18 protein-coding genes are annotated in these 19,461 nt (G+C 61.1%); 8 read left to right on the top strand and 10 right to left on the bottom strand.

The window, feature by feature from the left end; translation table 11 throughout:
* The first annotated feature begins 258 nt into the window (after window positions 1-258).
* The 4 genes from ACF8E5_RS06380 (at window position 259) to ACF8E5_RS06365 (ending at window position 4,413) form a co-directional block, all read left to right on the top strand.
* Window positions 259-915 (top strand): hypothetical protein, encoded by a 657-nt coding sequence (locus ACF8E5_RS06380; protein WP_182138458.1) that lies wholly within the window; start codon window positions 259-261, stop codon window positions 913-915.
* 203 nt (window positions 916-1,118) lie between these two features.
* The gene (locus tag ACF8E5_RS06375) at window positions 1,119-1,577 is read left to right on the top strand and encodes a hypothetical protein (protein WP_392475041.1); all 459 of its coding nucleotides are present in this window, start codon (window positions 1,119-1,121) and stop codon (window positions 1,575-1,577) included.
* A gap of 393 nt (window positions 1,578-1,970) precedes the next feature.
* Window positions 1,971-2,690, top strand: coding sequence for a carbonic anhydrase (locus ACF8E5_RS06370; RefSeq protein WP_058603673.1), 720 nt, complete (start codon window positions 1,971-1,973; stop codon window positions 2,688-2,690).
* Between the two features lie 190 nt (window positions 2,691-2,880).
* Entirely contained in the window at window positions 2,881-4,413 is a 1,533-nt protein-coding gene (locus tag ACF8E5_RS06365; protein ID WP_392475040.1) for a SulP family inorganic anion transporter, read from the top strand.
* A gap of 53 nt (window positions 4,414-4,466) precedes the next feature.
* On the opposite strand, the gene ACF8E5_RS06360 is transcribed toward ACF8E5_RS06365, so the two are convergent.
* Window positions 4,467-5,108: a hypothetical protein gene (locus ACF8E5_RS06360; RefSeq protein WP_058638719.1), complete on the bottom strand. Its 642-nt coding sequence runs from the start codon at window positions 5,106-5,108 to the stop codon at window positions 4,467-4,469.
* Window positions 5,109-5,463: 355 nt separating this feature from the next.
* On the opposite strand from ACF8E5_RS06360, the gene ACF8E5_RS06355 reads away from it, so the two are divergent.
* Entirely contained in the window at window positions 5,464-6,096 is a 633-nt protein-coding gene (locus ACF8E5_RS06355; RefSeq protein WP_196141319.1) for an SCO family protein, read from the top strand.
* A gap of 127 nt (window positions 6,097-6,223) precedes the next feature.
* Here ACF8E5_RS06355 and ACF8E5_RS06350 read toward each other — a convergent pair whose 3' ends face one another.
* The 3 genes from ACF8E5_RS06350 to ACF8E5_RS06340 form a co-directional block, all read right to left on the bottom strand.
* The gene (locus tag ACF8E5_RS06350) at window positions 6,224-6,994 is read right to left on the bottom strand and encodes a MetQ/NlpA family ABC transporter substrate-binding protein (RefSeq protein WP_058638717.1); all 771 of its coding nucleotides are present in this window, start codon (window positions 6,992-6,994) and stop codon (window positions 6,224-6,226) included.
* Between the two features lie 64 nt (window positions 6,995-7,058).
* Complete coding sequence (locus ACF8E5_RS06345) at window positions 7,059-7,730, bottom strand: methionine ABC transporter permease (RefSeq protein WP_058603678.1); 672 nt, start codon at window positions 7,728-7,730, stop codon at window positions 7,059-7,061.
* Entirely contained in the window at window positions 7,730-8,737 is a 1,008-nt protein-coding gene (locus ACF8E5_RS06340) for a methionine ABC transporter ATP-binding protein (protein WP_100850549.1), read from the bottom strand. The genes ACF8E5_RS06345 and ACF8E5_RS06340 overlap by 1 nt, the downstream gene beginning before the upstream one ends.
* A 222-nt stretch (window positions 8,738-8,959) precedes the next feature.
* Here ACF8E5_RS06340 and katE point away from each other — a divergent pair, with 222 nt between their 5' ends.
* Window positions 8,960-11,095, top strand: a complete 2,136-nt coding sequence (gene katE, locus ACF8E5_RS06335; protein WP_027913244.1) for a catalase HPII — start codon at window positions 8,960-8,962, stop codon at window positions 11,093-11,095.
* Between the two features lie 44 nt (window positions 11,096-11,139).
* Here katE and ACF8E5_RS06330 read toward each other — a convergent pair whose 3' ends face one another.
* From ACF8E5_RS06330 to zur, 4 genes are all read right to left on the bottom strand, one after another.
* Window positions 11,140-11,847: a PA5502 family lipoprotein gene (locus ACF8E5_RS06330; RefSeq protein ID WP_392475039.1), complete on the bottom strand. Its 708-nt coding sequence runs from the start codon at window positions 11,845-11,847 to the stop codon at window positions 11,140-11,142.
* Between the two features lie 125 nt (window positions 11,848-11,972).
* Window positions 11,973-12,755: a zinc ABC transporter permease subunit ZnuB gene (gene znuB / locus ACF8E5_RS06325; RefSeq protein WP_182138451.1), complete on the bottom strand. Its 783-nt coding sequence runs from the start codon at window positions 12,753-12,755 to the stop codon at window positions 11,973-11,975.
* Entirely contained in the window at window positions 12,748-13,521 is a 774-nt protein-coding gene (gene znuC, locus ACF8E5_RS06320) for a zinc ABC transporter ATP-binding protein ZnuC (protein ID WP_078477781.1), read from the bottom strand. The genes znuB and znuC overlap by 8 nt, the downstream gene beginning before the upstream one ends.
* Complete coding sequence (gene zur / locus ACF8E5_RS06315; protein ID WP_058603684.1) at window positions 13,518-14,003, bottom strand: zinc uptake transcriptional repressor Zur; 486 nt, start codon at window positions 14,001-14,003, stop codon at window positions 13,518-13,520. The genes znuC and zur overlap by 4 nt, the downstream gene beginning before the upstream one ends.
* A gap of 18 nt (window positions 14,004-14,021) precedes the next feature.
* On the opposite strand from zur, the gene ACF8E5_RS06310 reads away from it, so the two are divergent.
* Window positions 14,022-14,975: a zinc ABC transporter substrate-binding protein gene (locus tag ACF8E5_RS06310; protein WP_230379073.1), complete on the top strand. Its 954-nt coding sequence runs from the start codon at window positions 14,022-14,024 to the stop codon at window positions 14,973-14,975.
* A gap of 92 nt (window positions 14,976-15,067) precedes the next feature.
* On the opposite strand, the gene ACF8E5_RS06305 is transcribed toward ACF8E5_RS06310, so the two are convergent.
* Entirely contained in the window at window positions 15,068-16,018 is a 951-nt protein-coding gene (locus ACF8E5_RS06305; RefSeq protein ID WP_196185291.1) for a homoserine kinase, read from the bottom strand.
* Between the two features lie 68 nt (window positions 16,019-16,086).
* Window positions 16,087-16,374, bottom strand: coding sequence for a DUF2782 domain-containing protein (locus ACF8E5_RS06300; protein WP_027913237.1), 288 nt, complete (start codon window positions 16,372-16,374; stop codon window positions 16,087-16,089).
* Window positions 16,375-16,449: 75 nt separating this feature from the next.
* Here ACF8E5_RS06300 and polA point away from each other — a divergent pair, with 75 nt between their 5' ends.
* Complete coding sequence (gene polA / locus ACF8E5_RS06295) at window positions 16,450-19,197, top strand: DNA polymerase I (protein ID WP_078477784.1); 2,748 nt, start codon at window positions 16,450-16,452, stop codon at window positions 19,195-19,197.
* Window positions 19,198-19,461: the final 264 nt, after the last annotated feature.

Below are 19,461 nucleotides of genomic sequence, written 5' to 3'. Positions count from 1 at the left end.
ATCTTTTTGGGCAGAATAACGCGGGTGTCACTTGTGTAAGAAAATGCTTACGAGTATGTAAGCATATTGCAATTTCGCGGTCATGTAGTGCTCGGTTAACCTCGGACCTCACTCTGAACAGCGCTCAGTACACGGTTGAAGTTGAAAAGCTAGCTCATCAAAAGAGCCCTTCAGAAATAAGCCGACCTCCAACGCTCTGCTGACCGCCACAACATTGGCGACGGAGATAACAAGGTTTGGCCAGCCAGCAGGCTTTACATGACCATCAGGGAAGATATGCATAATACAGACGATTTGGATGCAGCCACCGGACCTGCAGCGTTTCAGTCTCCCTACCTCTGCCGATCTCATTGGCGGCCTTGCTTACTGGCCCTGCTTGCCTATGGCGCATTTACCGTCGTGTCGGCCATGTCATCAACCGCTCAAGCTACGGAGCTTGCCATGCAAGATAATCCAAACCACTACCAATCCTATCAACCAGGTATGAAACTTCCGGAGGGTGTGTTCCCACCCATGCCGGGTTACACCCACGAGGACTTGATCGGCGCTGCTACAACGCGTGCCCAAGCAGTGTTGAGCAACAGGGGTATCGAGCCAGCGCTTGTCCGTGAATCGTTGATTGGTCTGGCCGACCAGCTTAACCGGGTGTTTGAAGCCCAAAATGTCGAGTATCAGATATCGACGTGGTACCAGAAGCCCTATGCGAACAGCGCGGACCGTGGCAAGAGCGTTGCCGACATGGCCGAGCACTTCGGTGCGCTTGCTGTTCGCGCTGCTACCGAGTCCCTTAGAGGCTCGCCGCTATTGGACAAAGACCGTGACCTACTCGGCGACTACATTGAAAGCGCAGGAAATGGTGTGCACGATCTGATAGCTGGATTGGAAAAGTCGGGCAGTGATTCAGTGGGCAAATGACCCAGTGCCTACTAGTGCTTCAAATAATCTCTGCCGCATGTCGTGCGAATAATGAAAGTCTGGCCAAGATGCGAATGCTACGACCTCGTCTTCGATCAAGGACACACCATAGGCACGCTTATTCCGGGCGCTTGGGCCTAGCCTTGGCTGCCAGCCTACTAGCGGTACTCGCCAACTCCCCTGTTTACGCCAAGGAGTCAAACATGGCTGACAAAAATTACACCTATCACTCGTACACGCCTGGTATGAAGCTCCCCGAAGGTGTTTTTCCACCCATGCAGGGATACACCCATGGTGCCTTGATAACGGCGGCTCAGGCGCGCGTTGAGACTTACCTGAAAGCCCATAACATCGACCCCGTCGTGATTCAAAGGTCACTGGATGCGCTGGCAACGAGCATGCGTGAAAAATTCGAGCGCGAGGGCGCTGAATACCAAGTATCCAGTTGGTATCAGAGGTCGTATGACGATCCGGCGGCGCGTGCCCGGAGTGTGGCAGCGATGAGTGAAGAGTACGGCTCGGCAACAGTTGAAGCGGCTGCTGAGTCCTTGGAAGGCTCCCCATTGCTGCACCAAGGCAGGGATTTCTACAAAGGCTACATCGCAGCTGCGGGCGAGGCCGTTCGTGATTTGATTCTGACATTGAACGACCGGAAGGCTTGATCGGGCATCGAGGCGTGGTCCCCTTCGAGCACCCAGTGCACTACAGCTGTGCGAAATGCAACCCGGAAGGCGCACTGCCTCCCGCCTCGACAGCCTACGTTTTGCCACGCGCTGGGGGACTACCCCCAGCCTCACTAATCCGAGCAAATAATTGCAGTCATGGTACTTGGCAATTGATGCTTTTTTGCTACTATTGAAGCACCCTCCTGATCATCTGGAACGCCCGTTCTAGAGCCTCCGAATTAAGTTTCAGTTAAGTTTTCCCGGCTAGCGTAGGAAATCAGTCCACACCGACTGTGATTTATGCTCAATGCCTGTCATCTAAATCCCAGCATTGCCAGAATCTTTCACCGGTAAAATGGATTTGCCTACTCACCGTCAAGAGGATGAATCATGCCCGTAAAGGACCCATCCAAGGTCGTGCCGCAGGTCCCTGCGGAAAGCGCCGACGCCGCCCTGAAGCACATTGTCGACGGCTTCCTGCGCTTTCATCATGACGTTTTTCCTGAGCAGCAAGAGCTGTTCAAGAAGCTCGCCACGGCGCAAACGCCGCGCGCCATGTTCATTACCTGCGCCGACTCGCGCATCGTGCCGGAGCTGATCACGCAAAGCTCGCCGGGCGATCTGTTCGTCACCCGCAACGTCGGTAACGTGGTCCCCCCTTATGGACAGATGAACGGCGGCGTTTCCAGCGCCATCGAGTACGCCGTCATGGCGTTGAAAGTGCATCACATCATTGTTTGTGGCCACTCCGACTGCGGCGCCATGCGCGCCGTGCTCAACCCGCAGTCGCTGGCCAAGATGCCGACCGTCAGCGCATGGCTGCGTCATGCCGAAGTCGCCCGCACCGTGGTAGAGAACAACTGCTCGTGCGAAACCGAGCATGAAAACATGCAGGTGCTGACCAAGGAAAACGTCATCGCCCAGTTGCATCACCTGCGTACGCACCCCTCCGTCGCCTCGCGTCTTGCCGCCGGCGAGCTGTATATCCATGGCTGGGTGTACGACATCGAGACCAGCAAGATTGAAGCCTACGACGCCTTGAGCGACAGCTTCCTGCCGTTGTCGGCAGACCAGCCAGTGCCCTGTGCCACGCCGAGAGGCCGCTACTAAGCGACCCGACCACCGCTGAACCTTGATGGCCGGCTACACCCTGCTGGGGTGTGGCGTGGCCGTCTGCTGCCCTGAATTCCCTGACTGGTGTGCCGGCTGCTGCGCTGGCGGCCTGCTGCTGCGCGCCTGTCGGGGCTAAACGTGCCCACGGCCAGAGGAATGGCCGTGCGATAGAGAAAGGAGTAATACGGTGAACATTACACAGCTGAAAGCGGCCCTGCCGCGTGAGTTGCTGGCCTCGGTAGTGGTCTTTCTGGTGGCCCTGCCCTTGTGCATGGGCATTGCGATCGCCTCCGGTATGCCGCCTGCCAAGGGGTTGATCACCGGTATCATCGGCGGCATTGTCGTCGGTTTCCTCGCCGGCTCCCCGTTGCAGGTCAGCGGACCGGCAGCTGGGCTGGCGGTGCTGGTCTTCGAACTGGTGCGCCAGCACGGCATGGCCATGCTCGGGCCGATTCTGCTTCTGGCAGGGTTGCTGCAGTTGCTGGCCGGGCGCCTGCGCCTGGGCTGCTGGTTCCGAGTGACGGCGCCGGCGGTGGTGTACGGCATGCTGGCGGGTATCGGGGTACTGATCGTGCTGTCGCAAGTCCATGTGATGTTCGACACCGCGCCTCAACCGTCGGGCATGCAGAACCTGCTGGCGTTCCCGGCAACCGTCGCTGGGGCGTTGCCGCTGGAAAGCGCAGGCATGGGTTGGCAGGCCGGTGCATTGGGGTTGGGCACCATGCTCATCATGTGGGGCTGGGAGCGATTGCGGCCACAACGCTTGCGCTTCATTCCGGGAGCATTGCTGGGCGTGACAGCCATGACTGCCATCAGCCTGTGGCTGGCGCTGCCGGTGAACCGCGTAGAGGTACCGGCGGACTTGTCCGAGGCCATCGACTGGATTCGCTTCGATGACCTGATGAAACTGACTGACCCTGGCCTGCTGGTGGCGGCCTTTGCACTGGCATTCATCGCCAGCGCCGAAACCTTGTTGTCTGCCGCAGCGGTGGACCGCATGCACAGTGGCCAGCGTTCGGATTACGACCGGGAACTGTCGGCCCAAGGCATCGGCAACATGCTGTGCGGGATACTGGGCGCGCTGCCCATGACCGGCGTGATCGTGCGTAGCTCGGCCAACGTCCAGGCCGGCGCACAAACCCGGGCTTCGGCGATTCTGCATGGTGTGTGGCTGCTGGCGTTCGTGGTGGTGCTCAGCAGCATTCTGCAGCAGATTCCGATTGCAAGCCTGGCCGGGGTGCTGGTGTTTACCGGGATAAAACTGGTCGACCTCAAAGCCTTCCGGGGCCTTGGGCGCTATGGCCGGATGCCGATGTTCACCTATGCGGCCACCGCCCTGGCGATCATCTTCACCGACCTGCTCACGGGCGTCTTGTTGGGCTTTGCCCTGACGTTGCTCAAGCTCGCCTTCAAGGCCGCACGCCTCAAGATCAACCTGGTGGACCTGCCCAAGGCCGGGCACATGGAACTTCGCCTGAGCGGCGCGGCAACCTTTCTCAAGGTGCCGGCGCTGACCAAGGTGCTCGACGGCGTACCCGCCGGCACCACGTTGCATGTGCCGCTGGGCAATCTCAGCTATATCGACCACGCGTGTCTGGAATTGCTCGAAGACTGGAGCCGCAGCAATGCGGCCAGTGGTTCCAAGCTTCGAGTCGAGCACAAGCGCTTGAAACGACGGGTGGAAGGACGGTTACGCACCACGTCCGGCGTGGGCGCCTGACCTCGGGCTATGGCCCAGGCTGGCCATCGCACGATTGGCCAGCCCGGCCATGCTCAGGCCGGCTGGCCGAGCTCCACGCCCAGCTGACGTGACAGGCAGGGCCAACGCTTCCAGGCCGCGCCGGTTTCGGGGCTGCTCAGTTTTTCACGGTAGGCTTCCACAGATTCTGCGGCGAAGCTCTCGTCGTCGAGCATTTCATCGACCGAGTGGTGCACCACTTCATCGAGCTGATTGGCAAACGCCTCGCCGATCAGCTGGTGAGCGATCAGGTTGGCAACGGTGGTATCGACGGGGATGAGTGGCTGCTGGAAGTGCCGGATATACAGGTCGTTGACCTCCTCCACCAGGCGATGGGCCAGGTAGGCCTCGTCCAGCAGGCAGTCCAGGCCGACATGCCCTTGCATAACGCTAGGCGGCTGCAGGAAGTAGGCCTCGGCAATCTTCAGTACGGGCTTGATCTGCGACTCGATACCGGCTTCACGCGCCACCTCGTGGGCCGCTTCAAGCAGTTCCGGCACTTGATCGATGTAGGCACCCACAAAGCGCGCCAACGTGTCCTGAGCACCCTGCTCCGGCAATTGGATGGAAGGGTGCAGGTGCGGCAGTTGCAGCGCGAGGCGTTTTTTCAGCTGGCCGGTCTGGCCTTCATGTTGGTGGGCTTGATTCACCTGCTCGCGTACAGCAGCGATGTTCATGACAACTCCAAGGACAAATCGTTTCAAACGGAAGACACTAACTTAGCTGGATATTCAATTAAGTTAAGATCCATTTGTTATAAACGGATCCGATGCCTGTCGTATCCAGCATATATGGCGCTTCCTGCGTGACTGTTCCCCTTCAATTACACCGATTTAGAGCCATTGGGCTGTTGATGAAGTTCATTTCATGAAAACCGGGTGCACAATGCTAATCGTCCCGCACAGCCCATTAAGACCAATGCAAACCGTGGCGCCGCGCCGCATGCGTAGCACGCCGGCATGGCGTACCCTAGCGCCTACCTTGTGCGCTGTTCATTGCAGTTATCGTCGACCTCAACCTGTTATCGAGCCCATGACCCGAACCCAGAAAGCCGTCTTCCTCATCGCTGCCCTGATCGTCGTGATCATGGGCCTGATCCTCAACAATGTGCTCAACGCCAAGCGCCCACCGAGCGCTACCGAGCTCATCGATGCCGGCATCATCCTGCTGCCGCAAAGCCGGACGGTGGCTGACGTGACCATGACCAACCAGAACGGCCAGCCGGTGCAGCTGGATGAGTTGAAAGGCAAGTGGTCGCTGCTGTTCTTTGGCTATACCTACTGTCCGGACATCTGCCCCACCACATTGGCGCAGCTGCGACAGGTAAAGAGTGAACTGCCCAAGCAGGCGCTGGACCGCTTGCAGGTGGTGTTGGTGAGCGTGGACCCCAACCGCGACACGCCGAGCCAGCTCAAGCAATACCTGGGTTACTTCGACAAGGACTTCGTGGGGTTGGCCGGTTCCGTGGAAGATACCCAGAAGCTGGCCAATGCGCTTAGCATCCCCTTCATCCCTGCCGACACCAGCAAGCCCGGTTACACCGTGGACCACAGTGGCAACCTGGCAATCGTCGGCCCGGACGGCCGTCAGCGTGGCTTCATTCGTGCGCCGTTCGACAGCAAGAAGTTGGTGGCCCGCCTGCCCGGTCTGGTCCGGGGCGACTGAGCATCTGTCAGGGCCCTGCGCGGGACCTGGCCTCTGGAGCGATAGCACAGGCGCATGACCCCCGTGCTTGCGTCACGCTCCAAATGGCAACCTCACCCTGGGCCGCTTGGCGACCCAGGGTGCAGGCTCAGAACGCGGGTACTACAGCGCCTTTGTATTTCTCGGTGATGAACTGCTTCACCTCGGGCGAATGCAGGGCGGCTGCCAGCTTCTTCATGTCTTCACTGTCCTTGTTGTCCGGACGCGCGACGAGGATATTCACGTAAGGCGAATCGCTGCCCTCAATGGCCAGCGCATCCTTTTCCGGGTTCAACTTGGCTTCCAGCGCATAGTTGGTGTTGATCAGGGCGGCATCGACCTGGGTCAGCACGCGCGGGATGGTGGCCGCTTCTAGTTCGCGGAACTTGATGTTCTTCGGGTTCTCGGCAACGTCTTTCACGGTGGAGAGGATGTTGCTGTTGTCCTTGAGCTTGATGACGCCGGCCTTGTCCAGCAGCAGCAGGGCACGGCCACCGTTGGTGGCATCGTTGGGGATGACCACGGTAGCGCCGGATGGGAGTTCGTCGAGCTTCTTGATCTTGGTGGAATAAACGCCCAGCGGTTCGATGTGCACGCCAGTCACGTTCACCAGATCGGTACCCTTGGCCTTGTTGAACTCATCGAGGTAAGGCTGGTGCTGGAAGAAGTTGGCGTCGAGGCGCTTTTCCGCCACCTGCACGTTTGGCTGGATGTAGTCGGTGAATTCCTTCACCTTCAGCTCTACCCCTTCCTTGGCCAGCAGCGGCTTGACCACGTTGAGGATCTCGGCGTGGGGTACCGGCGTAGCAGCGACGGTCAGGGTATCGGCCTGGGCCGAGAAGGCCGCGATGGCGGCAGCGACAGCAAGCAGCTTCTTCATTGATCACTCCTTGTGAGGGCCGCGACGGCCCCCGAACGGGTCGGCCGAGCCGACCCCATTGGGGTTACTTACGGGAAAAATGCACAACCAGCCGGTCGCCGACACTTTGCAGGACCTGCACCAGCACCAGCAACAGCACCACGGTCACGACCATGACGTCAGTCTGGAAACGCTGGTAGCCGAAACGAATCGCCAGGTCCCCCAGACCACCCGCACCCACGACACCGGCCATCGCGGTATAGGAAACCAGCGTGATGGCCGTGACGGTGATCGCGGCGAAGATCCCTGGCCGGGCCTCGGGCAACAGGGCGCTGGTGATGATCTGGCGCGTGGTGGCACCCATGGACTGTGTGGCTTCGATGATGCCGCGATCCACTTCGCGCAGAGCGGTTTCGACCAGGCGGGCGAAGAATGGCGTGGCACCCACTACCAAGGGCGGAATCGCACCCGCCACGCCCAGCGACGTGCCGGTGATCAGCACGGTGATGGGGATCATCACGATCAACAGGATGATGAACGGCAGCGAACGCAGCACGTTGACCACTAGCGACAGCAAGGCGTACACGCCCTTTTGTTCGAACATCTGGCGCGGACCGCACAGAAACAGCAGCACGCCCAGCGGTAGGCCCAGCAGCACGGTGAAGAACAGCGAGCCGAACAGCATGATCAGGGTATCGACGGTTGCCAGCCAGATTTCGGCCCAGTCGACGTTGGCAAAGAAACTCAAGGCGTCCATCAACGCAGTACCTCCATATGAACATCCGCGGCCTTGAAGCGGGCAAAGGCCGCTTGCATGTCGCCGCCGATCAGGGCAAGCGTGAGCTGACCGTAGGGGACGTCCTTGATGCGATCGATACGCCCGGCAAGGATGCTGTAGTCCACGCCGGTCTCACGGGCAACGGTACCCAGCAGCGGCGCGTAGGTGGCTTCGCCCTGGAAGGTCAGGCGTACGATGCGGCCTGGCACATGGGCGAAGTCGTCGCGCTGTTCGCCTTCATCGACGTGATCGTCTTCCTGCACGAAGCGCTTGGTGGTGGGGTGCTGCGGGTGCAGGAACACATCCGCCACCGAGCCTTGCTCGACGATCTGACCGGCGTCCATCACTGCTACCCGGTCGCAGACGCGGCGGATCACGTCCATTTCGTGGGTAATCAGCACGATGGTGAGTTTCAGCTCCCGGTTGATCTCGGCCAGTAGCTGCAGTACCGAGGCGGTGGTCTGCGGGTCCAGGGCGCTGGTCGCCTCATCACACAACAGGATCTTCGGGTTGGTCGACAAGGCACGGGCAATGCCGACGCGCTGCTTCTGACCGCCCGACAACTGTGCAGGGTACTTGCGAGCATGGTCCGACAGACCGACCCGGGCCAGAAGCTCGACCACGCGTTTGTCAATCTCGGCGCGCGACAATTGGCCAGCAAGGGTGAGCGGCAGAGCGACGTTGTCTGCAACGGTCTTGGAAGCCAGCAGGTTGAAATGCTGGAAAATCATGCCGACCTGTTGGCGAAAGCCGCGCAATTGGGTGGCATTGAATGCGGTCACTTCTTCACCGTCGACAATGATCTTGCCGCCGGAAGGCTCTTCCAGGCGATTGATCAGGCGCAGCATGGTGCTCTTGCCGGCCCCGGAATGGCCGATCAGGCCGAACACCTGGCCATCCTCGATCGTCAGGGTCGTGGGATTCAGTGCGGGAATTTCTCTACCGGCAACGCGGTAAGTCTTGTGTACCTGTTGGAACTCGATCACGTAGCGAACCTTGTGGGGCGCATGGAAATTGATTCAGCGGTGGGCTGGGGGCCGCATTTTAGCCTTTTATAACCGCTGTTCTTAGCATTTATTTTGCTTCTGACCAATCTGAACGCTATATGGCGACAGCTGGTCATCCCGATGGAACGCTCGCGCCTCTGCCCGAGTCACTAGCTGGACAAGCCCGATCGGGCGCCTGAAGACTGATGAGGAAAGCCAACCATGCCCAGCAAGAACAAGGATGCGCCGAAGCACAGCGAGGCCGCAGGTACCCAGACCCCGGATCGGGCCAATACCAATGCCAAGCTGCAGAGCCTGGAAGCAGACCGCAGCGATGCCACCGGGCAGGCGCTGCGCACCAACCAGGGTGTGCGCATCTCGGACAACCAGAACACCTTGAAGGCCGGCGACCGCGGCCCCTCGCTGCTTGAAGACTTCATCATGCGCGAGAAGATCACCCATTTTGACCATGAGCGCATCCCGGAGCGTATCGTCCACGCACGAGGCACCGGTGCCCACGGTTATTTCCAGAGCTATGGCTGCCACGCCGAACTGACCAAGGCCGGCTTCCTGCAAGACCCGGAAAAGATCACCCCGGTATTCGTACGCTTCTCCACCGTACAGGGGCCGCGCGGCTCTGGTGACACGGTACGTGACGTGCGCGGCTTTGCCGTGAAGTTCTACACCGATGAAGGCAACTTCGACCTGGTCGGCAACAACATGCCGGTGTTCTTCATCCAAGACGCGATCAAGTTCCCGGACTTCGTACACGCCGTCAAGCCCGAGCCGCACAATGAGATCCCTACCGGCGGTTCGGCTCACGACACCTTCTGGGACTTCGTCTCGCTGGTGCCTGAATCGGCGCACATGGTCGTCTGGGCCATGTCCGACCGTGCCATTCCGCGCAGCCTGCGCATGATGGAAGGCTTCGGCGTGCACACCTTCCGCCTGGTCAACGCCGAAGGCGTGGCCCACTTCGTCAAGTTCCACTGGAAGCCCAGCGAGGGCGTGCACTCCGTACTGTGGGACGAGGCGCAAAAGCTGGCGGGCAAGGACACCGACTATCACCGTCGTGACCTGTGGGAAGCCATCGAAACCGGCGATTACCCGGAATGGGAACTGGGCGTGCAGATCGTGCCTGAGGCCGACGAGCACAAGTTCGACTTCGACCTGCTGGACCCGACCAAGATCATCCCCGAAGAGCTGGTACCGGTCACGCCACTGGGCAAGATGGTGCTCAACCGCAACCCGGACAACTTCTTCTCCGAGGTCGAGCAGATTGCATTCTGCCCAGGCCACATCGTGCCGGGCATCGACTTTACCAATGACCCGTTGCTGCAAGGTCGCCTGTTCTCCTACACCGATACCCAGATCAGCCGCCTGGGTGGCCCGAACTTCCACCAGATCCCGATCAATCGCCCGGTCGCGCCGAACCACAACAACCAGCGCGACGCGATGCACCAGCATATCGTGCACAAGGGCCGCGCCGCCTACGAGCCCAACTCCATCGATGGTGGCTGGCCGAAGGAAACCCCGCCCGGCCCCCGCGATGGCGGTTTCGAGACCTATCAGGAACGCGTCGATGCGCACAAGATTCGCCAGCGCAGCGATTCGTTCGGTGACCACTTCTCCCAGGCGCGCCTGTTCTTCCAGAGCATGAGCCCGACCGAACAGCAGCACATCATCAAGGCCTACAGCTTCGAATTGGGCAAGGTCGAGCGTGAGCACATCCGCGCCCGCCAGGTGAATGAAATTCTCGCCAACATCGACCTGAAGCTGGCAGCCGCCGTGGCCGAAAACCTAGGCCTGCCAGCCCCTAAAGCCGGTACCGTCAAGGTCAAGGGCAGCCAGCTGGCCGAATCGCCAGCCTTAAGCCAGATGAACCACCCGGGCAAGGTTGGGATCAAGGGTCGCAAGATCGCTGTACTGATCGCCAACGGCGTAGATGCTGCCAGTGTCGACAAGATGGTCAAGGCTCTGGAAGCGCAGAGTGCTCGCCCCATGCTGCTGGGCCCGACCTCCGCGCCTGTGAAGGCCGCCGACGGTACGCAACTGCCGGTGGATGCATCGATGGAAGGTATGCCGTCGATCATGTTCGATGGCATCGTCGTACCCGCTGGCAAGGCGTCCACCGATGCCATGGCGGCCAGTGGCCTGGCCAAGCACTTCCTGCTTGAGGGCTACAAGCACCTCAAGGCGATGGTGCTGACTCAGGAACTGCTGGCAACGTTGGGTCTGAAGGAAGACAAAGGTCTGCTGACCGGCGACGACCAGAAGGCCATGGACGCGTTCGTCAAGGCAGTGGAAGGGCATCGCGTGTGGGAGCGTGAAGCGGCTGCCGAAGCGGTTCCTGCTTAAATCCCGGTGTATCAGGGGCTGCCTCGCAGCCCCTGTTCACTGGCTTAGCGCTGGTGGGGAACCAGCACCACCTGAGCAGGCAGCGCGCGCTGGATATCGTGCTTCTGTTTCAGCTCGAAGGTGCTGTCGATCTTGCGAACACGCTTGGCCAATAATTTCTTCAGCCACGGCGCATCCGCGCTGCGTGGCACCTGGAACACCACATCGCAACCATAGTTGACCACGTCGGCGGCAATGTCATCGAGTTGCTGGCGCATGGCTTGGATGTTGGTGGTTTCCAACGCAATGACCGTGCTGGGCGCACTGGGGTCGATCACTCGAGCCCTGGGCTTGGCTTCGGCAGCCTTGAGTGCGGCTTCGGCCTTGGCCAGCTCGGCCTTGCGCGCTTGTGAAACGGCATCACCGCCAGTAACCGCCGGAGCCTGTGGCATGAGTGCGCGCGCGCGCGCCAAGGCTGTGACCGCCGCGTTCACGTCACCCTTCTGCAGCATGATCTGACTGCGTTGCAGGTAAGCTTCGGCCAGCTCGCGCTGGTATTGTTCGATGCGGCCGTCGCCAGGCGACTGCGCTTGCAGGGAGACCAGTTGGTCTTCTGCGGTGGCCAGCTCGTTGCTGGCGATATTTTGTTGCAATTGCTGCCATGCATCAGGCTGGGCAGGCGTGTTGGCCTGTTCGACCGGTGCTTGGGAGCACGCGGCGAGGAACAGGGAAAATACGCCAACAAGCAGACAACGGGAGGCAAACGGCTTCATTCCTGCGGCTCTCTATTTGCGCAAAAAGCGAGCAAGTCTACACCCAGGTGCGCACGCTCGAAAACTGGTCTTACAGACCCTTAACTGCGCCGAAGGTTGCAAGGCAGGCCTTGTAAGCCTTTCGCTCACCGTTTGGGCAGGGCCAGACTCAGCAAGAATAGCACCGCAGCGCACACCACAATGGATGGGCCGGCAGGGGTGTCCTTGAACCATGACAAAGCCAGCCCGCCGCAGACCGCGACTACGCCTATGACGCTGGCGCCTACGGCCATCTGCTCCGGAGAGCGCGCATGCCGCTGTGCGCCTGCCGCCGGAATGATCAATAAAGAAGTGATCAGCAAGACGCCGACGATCTTCATGGCCACCGCAATGACCACGGCAATGAGCAGCATCAGCGCCATGCGCAAGGTTGCAACCGGTAGCCCTTCGACCGTTGCCAGTTCTTCGTGGACGGTGACGGCGAGCAAAGGGCGCCACAAGACGGCGATCAGTACGAGTACCAGGGCGCTACCGCCCAAGATCCAGGCAAGATCGGTCGGGCTGATGGCCAGCAGATCCCCGAACAGGTAAGCCATCAGGTCGATGCGCACGTCGTGCATGAAGCTCAGCACCACCAGACCCAAGGACAAGGTACTGGGCGCCAGGATGCCCAGTAGCGTGTCGGATGCCAGAGGCTGGCGTTGCTGCAAGGTCACCAGCAGAATCGCCAGCAACAGGCAGCCCACGGTGACGGCCAACGTGGGGCTGACATCCAGCACGAAGCCCAGGGCCACGCCCAGCAAGGCGGCATGGGACAGGGTGTCGCCAAAATAGGCCATGCGCCGCCAGACGACGAACGAGCCAAGAGGGCCAGCTACCAGCGCGAGGGACAGACCAGCGAGCAGGGCGTAGAGAAGAAAATCAGCCATGCTTGCAGTGCGCTCCGTGGACATGGGGGGATGGGGCGACCACCGAACCGTGCAGGTCGTGGCTGTGGTCATGATGATGGTGATAAATGGCCAGGCTCGGTGCGGTCTGGCCGAACAGTTCGACGAATGCCGGGTCACCGCTGACCTGCTCGGGATGACCGGAGCAGCACACATGGCGGTTCAGGCACACCACCTGGTCGGTCGCACTCATGACCAGATGCAGGTCGTGGGAAACCATCAACACGCCGCAACCCAGGCGGTCACGCAGTCGGGTGATGAGGTTGTAAAGCTCGGTCTGCCCTACCACGTCAACGCCTTGGACCGGCTCGTCCAGCACCAGCAACTGCGGCTCTCGCAGCAGTGCACGGGCCAGCAGCACGCGTTGCATTTCACCCCCGGACACAGTCTGGATCGGGCTGTCGATCACGTGCTCGGCGCCGACCTGCTGAAGCGCTGACAGGGCCGCCACGCGATCCACGCCGGGCACCAGTCGCAGAAAGCGCAGCACCGACAATGGCAGCGTGGCGTCGACCTGGATTTTTTGCGGCATGTAGCCAATGCGCAGCCGGGGTTTGCGCCATACCGAGCCGCGGTGTGGCTTTAGCAGCCCCAGCACGGCGCGGACCAATGTGGTCTTGCCCGCCCCATTGGGCCCGATCAGGGTGACGATCTGGCCCGGCGCGACTGCCAGGTCAATGCTGTCGAGCACGGCCTCGCCGCCATAGGTGACGCCGACCTGCTCCAGCCGGATCAGCGCGTCGCTCATGCCGCGTCCTTGCAGTTGCTGCACACGCCCACGACTTCGACGGTCTGGTTCTCGACCGTAAAACCCACGTGCCTGGCGCTGCCGACGATGGCATCGCTGATACTCGCCTGCTCCAGTTCAATGGCGATATGGCACAGCCGGCAAATCAGAAACTGCCCCTGGTGCGAATGCTCGGGATGGCTACAACCGATGAAGGCGTTCAGCGAGGCGATGCGGTGCACGAGGCCGTTTTCCAGGAGGAAGTCCAGCGCGCGGTACACCGTGGGCGGCGCCGCGCGACGACCATCCTGTTCGCTGAGCACCGCCAGGATGTCGTAGGCGCCCAGCGGTTTGTGGCTCTGCCACACCAGCTCCAGTACCCGGCGACGCAGCGCCGTCAGGCGCAGACCCTGACGGGCGCACAAGGCGTCGGCTTCGGCCAGGGCGCTGTGCACGCAATGGGAATGGTCATGGGGACGGTTGGCCAGCGGCGTAATGGACATGGGCAGCGACGATTCTGGATGGAGACGTTATTATGTTACCTGTTTCTGACGATTCGAGTACCTACCGTGGCCCGATTCCTTACCCTGTTTGTCGCTTTCATCGCATTTTCCGCCCACGCCGACGTGCGTGTGCTGACCAGCATCAAGCCACTGCAACAGATCGCCGCTGCTGTGCAGGACGGTGTCGGCAGCCCTGAAGTGCTGTTGCCGCCAGGCGCCTCGCCTCATCATTACGCATTGCGTCCCTCGGACGTGCGCAGGGTCGCGGATGCGGATTTGCTGTACTGGATCGGCCCGGACATGGAAGGCTTCCTGCCAAGGGTGCTGGGTAACCGCAGCAAGCCGACCGTCGCGGTACAGTCGCTGCCGGGCATGAAGCTGCGTCACTTCGGTGAAGACAGCCATTCCCATGACGAAGACCATGACGACCATGACCATGACCACCGCCCGGGCAGCCTCGATGCGCACTTGTGGTTGTCTTCGGTGAACGCCCGGGTGATCGCTGGAAAGATGGCCGCCGATCTCGCCAGCGCGGACCCTGCCAATGCCGACCGCTACAAGCGTAACCTGGCGGCGTTCACCCAACGCCTGGACGCGCTCGACGCCCGTATCAAGGCACGGGTAGCAGGCGTGGCCGGCAAGCCGTACTTCGTGTTCCACGAGGCCTTCGATTATTTCGAAGCTGAATATGGCCTCAAGCACACTGGCGTGTTCAGTGTGGCCTCCGAAGTGCAGCCCGGCGCTCAACACGTGGCCGCCATGCGCAAGCGGCTGCAGGAAGTGGGCAAGACGTGTGTCTTCAGCGAGCCGCCCTTGCGCCCTCGGCTGGCCGAAACCCTGACAGCCGGTTTGCCGGTGCGCCTGGCCGAGCTCGATGCCCTTGGCGGCACCGATCCGGTAAATGCACAAGGCTACGAGCGCTTGCTCGACAAGCTAGGAAGCGACCTGGCGAGCTGCCTGGAGCAGTTGTAATGGTATGAGGTGGCGGCATGCCTGGGTTGAGCGCCGCCTGGGCAGCGCCTGATTCCCATGGGCAGACGCAGGGCCTGCCGACAGGGTTCGGGTCAGAGGGCGAACGGCAGCTTCACGGCCACCTGCTGGCGCTGCGCCAGGCGCACTTCGAATTCGCTTGGGTCGTGGATCATCACGTCCATGCCGGCGAAGGACTCTGCCGCGATCAGGCGAGACAGCCAGAACCGCACGCAGGCAACGCGCAACATCTGCGGCCAGAGTTCAGCTTCGGCTGCCGTGAATGGCCGCAATGCGGCGTAGGCGGCAAGCAAAGCCTGGGCGCGGGGTACATCGATGCCGGCCTGTGCATCCAGGCACCAGTCGTTCAGGGTAATGGCAATGTCGTACAGCATCGGCCCCGAGCAGGCATTGTAGAAGTCGATGACCCCAGACAAGTGGGTGCCTTCGAACATCACGTTGTCGCGGAACAGGTCGGCATGCAGGTTGGCCCGGGGCAATGCCAGGATCTGCGCCTGGTAGGCGGCGATTTCATCCAGCGCCGGTTGCAGCAGGCTGGCCTGCTCGGCGTTCAGGCGCGGCAGCAGTTCGGCCCCGGCGGCCAGCATCCACTCAAGGCCTCGGTCCGTGCGGCGCTCGATGATGTGTTCGTGGGTGGCCAGGTGAATGTGTGCCAGCAGTTCACCGACCTGGGCACAATGCTGGGCATTGGGCGCCTTGATATGTTTGCCCGAGAGCCTGGGTTGCAGCAGCGCCGGCTTGCCGCACAGTTCGCGCAGGCCATGGCCGTTACGGTCACGAATGGCGTAGGGCACTGGCATCCGGGCCGTGTGCAGGGTATCGAGCAACTCGATGAAGAACGGCATGTCCTCGCTGGGCCCACGCTCGATCAGCGTCAGCACGAACTCCCCCTGTTCGAGGCTGACGAAGAAATTGCTGTTCTCGGTGCCGGCGGCGATACCCTGGAAATCGAGCAGACGACCCAGCTCGTAAGGTGCCAGAAAGGTTTCCAGCTCAGGCCGGGTCACGGGGGTGAAGACTGACATGATGAAAGATTGCCCATGCGGGCACTTCTGGCCGAAGTGCCGGGTTGATGTGAACGGTGCGCGTCAGATTACCACTCGAAGATCTTCCAGGACGGAATCAGCATGTCCGGCTGGTCGGAACGAATGAAATTGCCATCGGAGCCATCGGCGCGTACCAGAAAGTAAGGCTTGCCATGTTTGGGCGTGATCTTGATCGCATACAGGAAGCCGTTTTGGCGATATTCCTGGATGGTCTTGTCGCCTTCCGTGCGAATGGTCACCTCGGGATCGGCCGAGGGCGCGTCATCCGCCGCCAAGGTGACGACGGGCAGACCTGCCATTAGGCAGAGCAGTAACAGGCGATTGAGTGTACGCATGATAACCTAGTCCCTTTGTCGTCAATGATTCTGGCTATTCTAGCGCCGGACCCGTCGAAAAGGTTGATTCTGCTCATGAGCCAAGCGCCCCTCGTCCTCGTGGACGGTTCCTCCTACCTTTATCGCGCCTTCCATGCCCTGCCCCCGCTGACCACGTCCAAGGGTATGCCGACCGGTGCGGTGAAGGGTGTGCTCAACATGCTCAAGAGCCTGCGCAGGCAGTACCCGGACAGCTTGTTCGCCGTGGTGTTCGACGCCAAGGGCGGCACGTTCCGCGACACCCTGTTCGCCGACTACAAGGCCAACCGCCCCAGCATGCCGGACGATCTGCGGGTGCAGATCGAGCCGCTGCATGCCAGCGTCAAGGCCATGGGCTACCCACTGTTGTGCGTCGAAGGCGTCGAGGCTGACGATGTCATCGGTACCTTGGCCCGTAGCAGCGCGGCGCTGAACCGCCCGGTCATCATTTCTACCGGCGACAAGGACATGGCGCAGCTGGTCGACGGGCACATTACCCTGGTCAATACCATGACCGGTAGCGTGCTGGACGTGGCTGGCGTGCACGAGAAATTTGGGGTCGGCCCCGAGCACATCATCGACTTCCTGGCGCTGATGGGCGACAAGGTCGATAACATCCCAGGTGTGCCAGGCGTGGGCGAAAAGACTGCCGTCGGGCTGTTGACCGGGATCGGCGGGGGGCTCAGCGACCTGTACGCGAACCTGGACAAGGTGCCTGCGCTGCCTATCCGTGGCGCCAAGAGCCTGCCCGCCAAGCTTGAAGAGCACCGGGATGCGGCTTTCATGTCCTACGAGCTGGCTACCATCAAGATCGACGTGCCGCTGGACATCGAAGTCGATGCACTGGTGTGCGGCGAACCGGACCGCGAGGCGCTGCTGGCGCTGTACACCGAAATGGAGTTCAAGAGCTGGATTGCCGACCTGCAGCGCGATGCGGCTCGGGAGGGGGACCAACTGCCCCCGGTGGAGGCCCCGGCGGCCATGGTCGAAGCCCGCTATGAAACCATCCTTGATCAAGAACGCTTCGACGCCTGGCTCGAGAAGCTGCGCCAGGCACCGCTGTTCGCGTTCGATACCGAAACCACCGGCCTTGATGCCCAGCGCGCCCAGCTGGTAGGGATTTCCTTTGCCGTCGAGCCCCATGAAGCGGCCTACGTCCCTTTGATGCACGACTACGAAGGCGCCCCTGTCCAGTTGGATCGTGAGGCCGTCCTGCTTGCGCTCAAGCCCCTGCTGGAGGATCCGGCAAAAGCCAAGGTGGGCCAGAACGCCAAGTACGACATCAACATCCTTGCCAATGGTTCGCCCGCGATCCAGGTGCGGGGTGTGGCCTATGACACCATGCTCGAATCGTACGTGTTCAACTCGACGGGCACGCGGCACGACATGGACAGCCTGGCGCAAAAGTACCTTGGGCACACCACCATCGCTTTCGAGGACATTGCGGGCAAAGGTGCCAAGCAGCTGACCTTCAACCAGATTCATCTGGACAAGGCCGGCCCCTATGCGGCCGAAGATGCCGACATCACCCTGCGCCTGCACCAGGCGTTGCAGGCGCACATGGCCAAGACGCCCAGTGTGCAGCCGGTGCTCATGGACATCGAAATGCCGCTGGTGCCGGTGCTGGCCAAGATCGAGCGCCAGGGCGCGTTGGTCGATGCGGCGCTGTTGCACGTCCAGAGCGGCGAGCTGGGTGTGAAGATGGCCGAGCTGGAGCAGCGGGCCTTCGAACTGGCGGGGGAGGAATTCAACCTGGGTTCGCCCAAGCAGCTGGGCGCGATCCTGTACGACAAGCTGGGCATGCCGGTGATCAGCAAGACGGCCAAGGGCCAGCCATCGACGGCAGAAGCCGTACTGGACGAGCTGGCCGAACAAGGGTATCCACTGCCTGAAGTGCTGATGCAGTACCGCAGCCTGAGCAAGCTCAAGAGCACTTACACCGACAAGCTGCCAGGGCAGATCAACCCGCGCACGGGTCGCATCCACACGTCGTACCAGCAGGCAGTGGCGGCCACTGGCCGTCTTTCGTCCAGTGACCCGAACCTGCAGAACATTCCGATCCGTACGGCCGAAGGCCGGCGAATCCGCCAGGCCTTCATCGCAAGCCCTGGCTACAAGCTGCTGGCCGCCGACTACTCCCAGATCGAGCTGCGCATCATGGCGCACCTGGCCAAGGACGAAGGCTTGCTGCACGCCTTCCAAAACGATCTGGACGTGCACCGTGCGACGGCAGCGGAAGTATTCGGCGTCGCGCTCGAACAGGTTACCCATGACCAGCGGCGCAGCGCCAAGGCGATCAACTTCGGGCTGATCTACGGCATGAGCGCTTTTGGCCTGGCCAAGCAGATCGGGGTGGACCGCAAGCAGTCCCAGGACTACATCGATCGTTACTTCACCCGCTATCCAGGGGTGCTGGCCTACATGGAACGTACCCGTGCCCAGGCCGCAGAGCAGGGGTTCGTGGAAACCTTGTTCGGTCGCAGGCTCTACCTGCCTGATATCAACGCCAAGAACCCAGCCTTGCGCCGGGGAGCCGAGCGCACGGCGATCAACGCGCCGATGCAAGGCACGGCCGCCGATATCATCAAGCGTGCCATGGTCAACGTGGACAACTGGCTGACCGAAAGCGCACTGGATGCGCGGGTGATCCTGCAGGTGCACGACGAACTTGTTCTCGAGGTGCGCGAAGACCTCGTGGACCTGGTGAAAGATGAAATTCGAAAGCATATGAGCCAGGCGGCGCAGCTGGATGTGCCGCTGCTGGTCGAGGCCGGTGTAGGCGCGAACTGGGACGAAGCCCACTGATTGCACGGGGCAAAGGGGCGTTGTGTGGCGATTTGTCGTTACAGGCGCCCCGGCCTGTGTCCAGCTGTTTCATGAAACTGCGGCAAATAGTTCCAGGCCCCAGGAACTAAAGCAGTGAACTGCAACTCAGAGTACCTGAATGGCTGGTGAAGCCGTTCGATGCTCCTATGTTGTGTTAAGTGTTGGCAGATATCCGGACCCCGCCCTAGCGGTCCGGGCTTGGACCCCGAACTTCCCCCTCCCCATACGAAGTCCGGGGTTTTT

It is taken from the genome of Pseudomonas sp. WSY_20, assembly GCF_043104335.1.
GTDB lineage: Bacteria > Pseudomonadota > Gammaproteobacteria > Pseudomonadales > Pseudomonadaceae > Aquipseudomonas > Aquipseudomonas parafulva_B.
The sequence above is the reverse complement of the archived record's forward strand: the minus strand, read 5'-3'. Positions and strand labels throughout refer to the sequence as shown.

Coding starts and splice junctions, on each gene's coding strand:
- ACF8E5_RS06380 (WP_182138458.1), top strand. CDS start 259: ATGACCATCAGGGAAGATATGCATAATACAGACGATTTGGATGCAGCC.
- ACF8E5_RS06375 (WP_392475041.1), top strand. CDS start 1,119: ATGGCTGACAAAAATTACACCTATCACTCGTACACGCCTGGTATGAAG.
- ACF8E5_RS06370 (WP_058603673.1), top strand. CDS start 1,971: ATGCCCGTAAAGGACCCATCCAAGGTCGTGCCGCAGGTCCCTGCGGAA.
- ACF8E5_RS06360 (WP_058638719.1), bottom strand. CDS start 5,108: ATGAACATCGCTGCTGTACGCGAGCAGGTGAATCAAGCCCACCAACAT.
- ACF8E5_RS06355 (WP_196141319.1), top strand. CDS start 5,464: ATGACCCGAACCCAGAAAGCCGTCTTCCTCATCGCTGCCCTGATCGTC.
- ACF8E5_RS06350 (WP_058638717.1), bottom strand. CDS start 6,994: ATGAAGAAGCTGCTTGCTGTCGCTGCCGCCATCGCGGCCTTCTCGGCC.
- ACF8E5_RS06345 (WP_058603678.1), bottom strand. CDS start 7,730: ATGGACGCCTTGAGTTTCTTTGCCAACGTCGACTGGGCCGAAATCTGG.
- katE (WP_027913244.1), top strand. CDS start 8,960: ATGCCCAGCAAGAACAAGGATGCGCCGAAGCACAGCGAGGCCGCAGGT.
- ACF8E5_RS06330 (WP_392475039.1), bottom strand. CDS start 11,847: ATGAAGCCGTTTGCCTCCCGTTGTCTGCTTGTTGGCGTATTTTCCCTG.
- znuB (WP_182138451.1), bottom strand. CDS start 12,755: ATGGCTGATTTTCTTCTCTACGCCCTGCTCGCTGGTCTGTCCCTCGCG.
- znuC (WP_078477781.1), bottom strand. CDS start 13,521: ATGAGCGACGCGCTGATCCGGCTGGAGCAGGTCGGCGTCACCTATGGC.
- zur (WP_058603684.1), bottom strand. CDS start 14,003: ATGTCCATTACGCCGCTGGCCAACCGTCCCCATGACCATTCCCATTGC.
- ACF8E5_RS06310 (WP_230379073.1), top strand. CDS start 14,022: ATGGAGACGTTATTATGTTACCTGTTTCTGACGATTCGAGTACCTACC.
- ACF8E5_RS06305 (WP_196185291.1), bottom strand. CDS start 16,018: ATGTCAGTCTTCACCCCCGTGACCCGGCCTGAGCTGGAAACCTTTCTG.
- ACF8E5_RS06300 (WP_027913237.1), bottom strand. CDS start 16,374: ATGCGTACACTCAATCGCCTGTTACTGCTCTGCCTAATGGCAGGTCTG.
- polA (WP_078477784.1), top strand. CDS start 16,450: ATGAGCCAAGCGCCCCTCGTCCTCGTGGACGGTTCCTCCTACCTTTAT.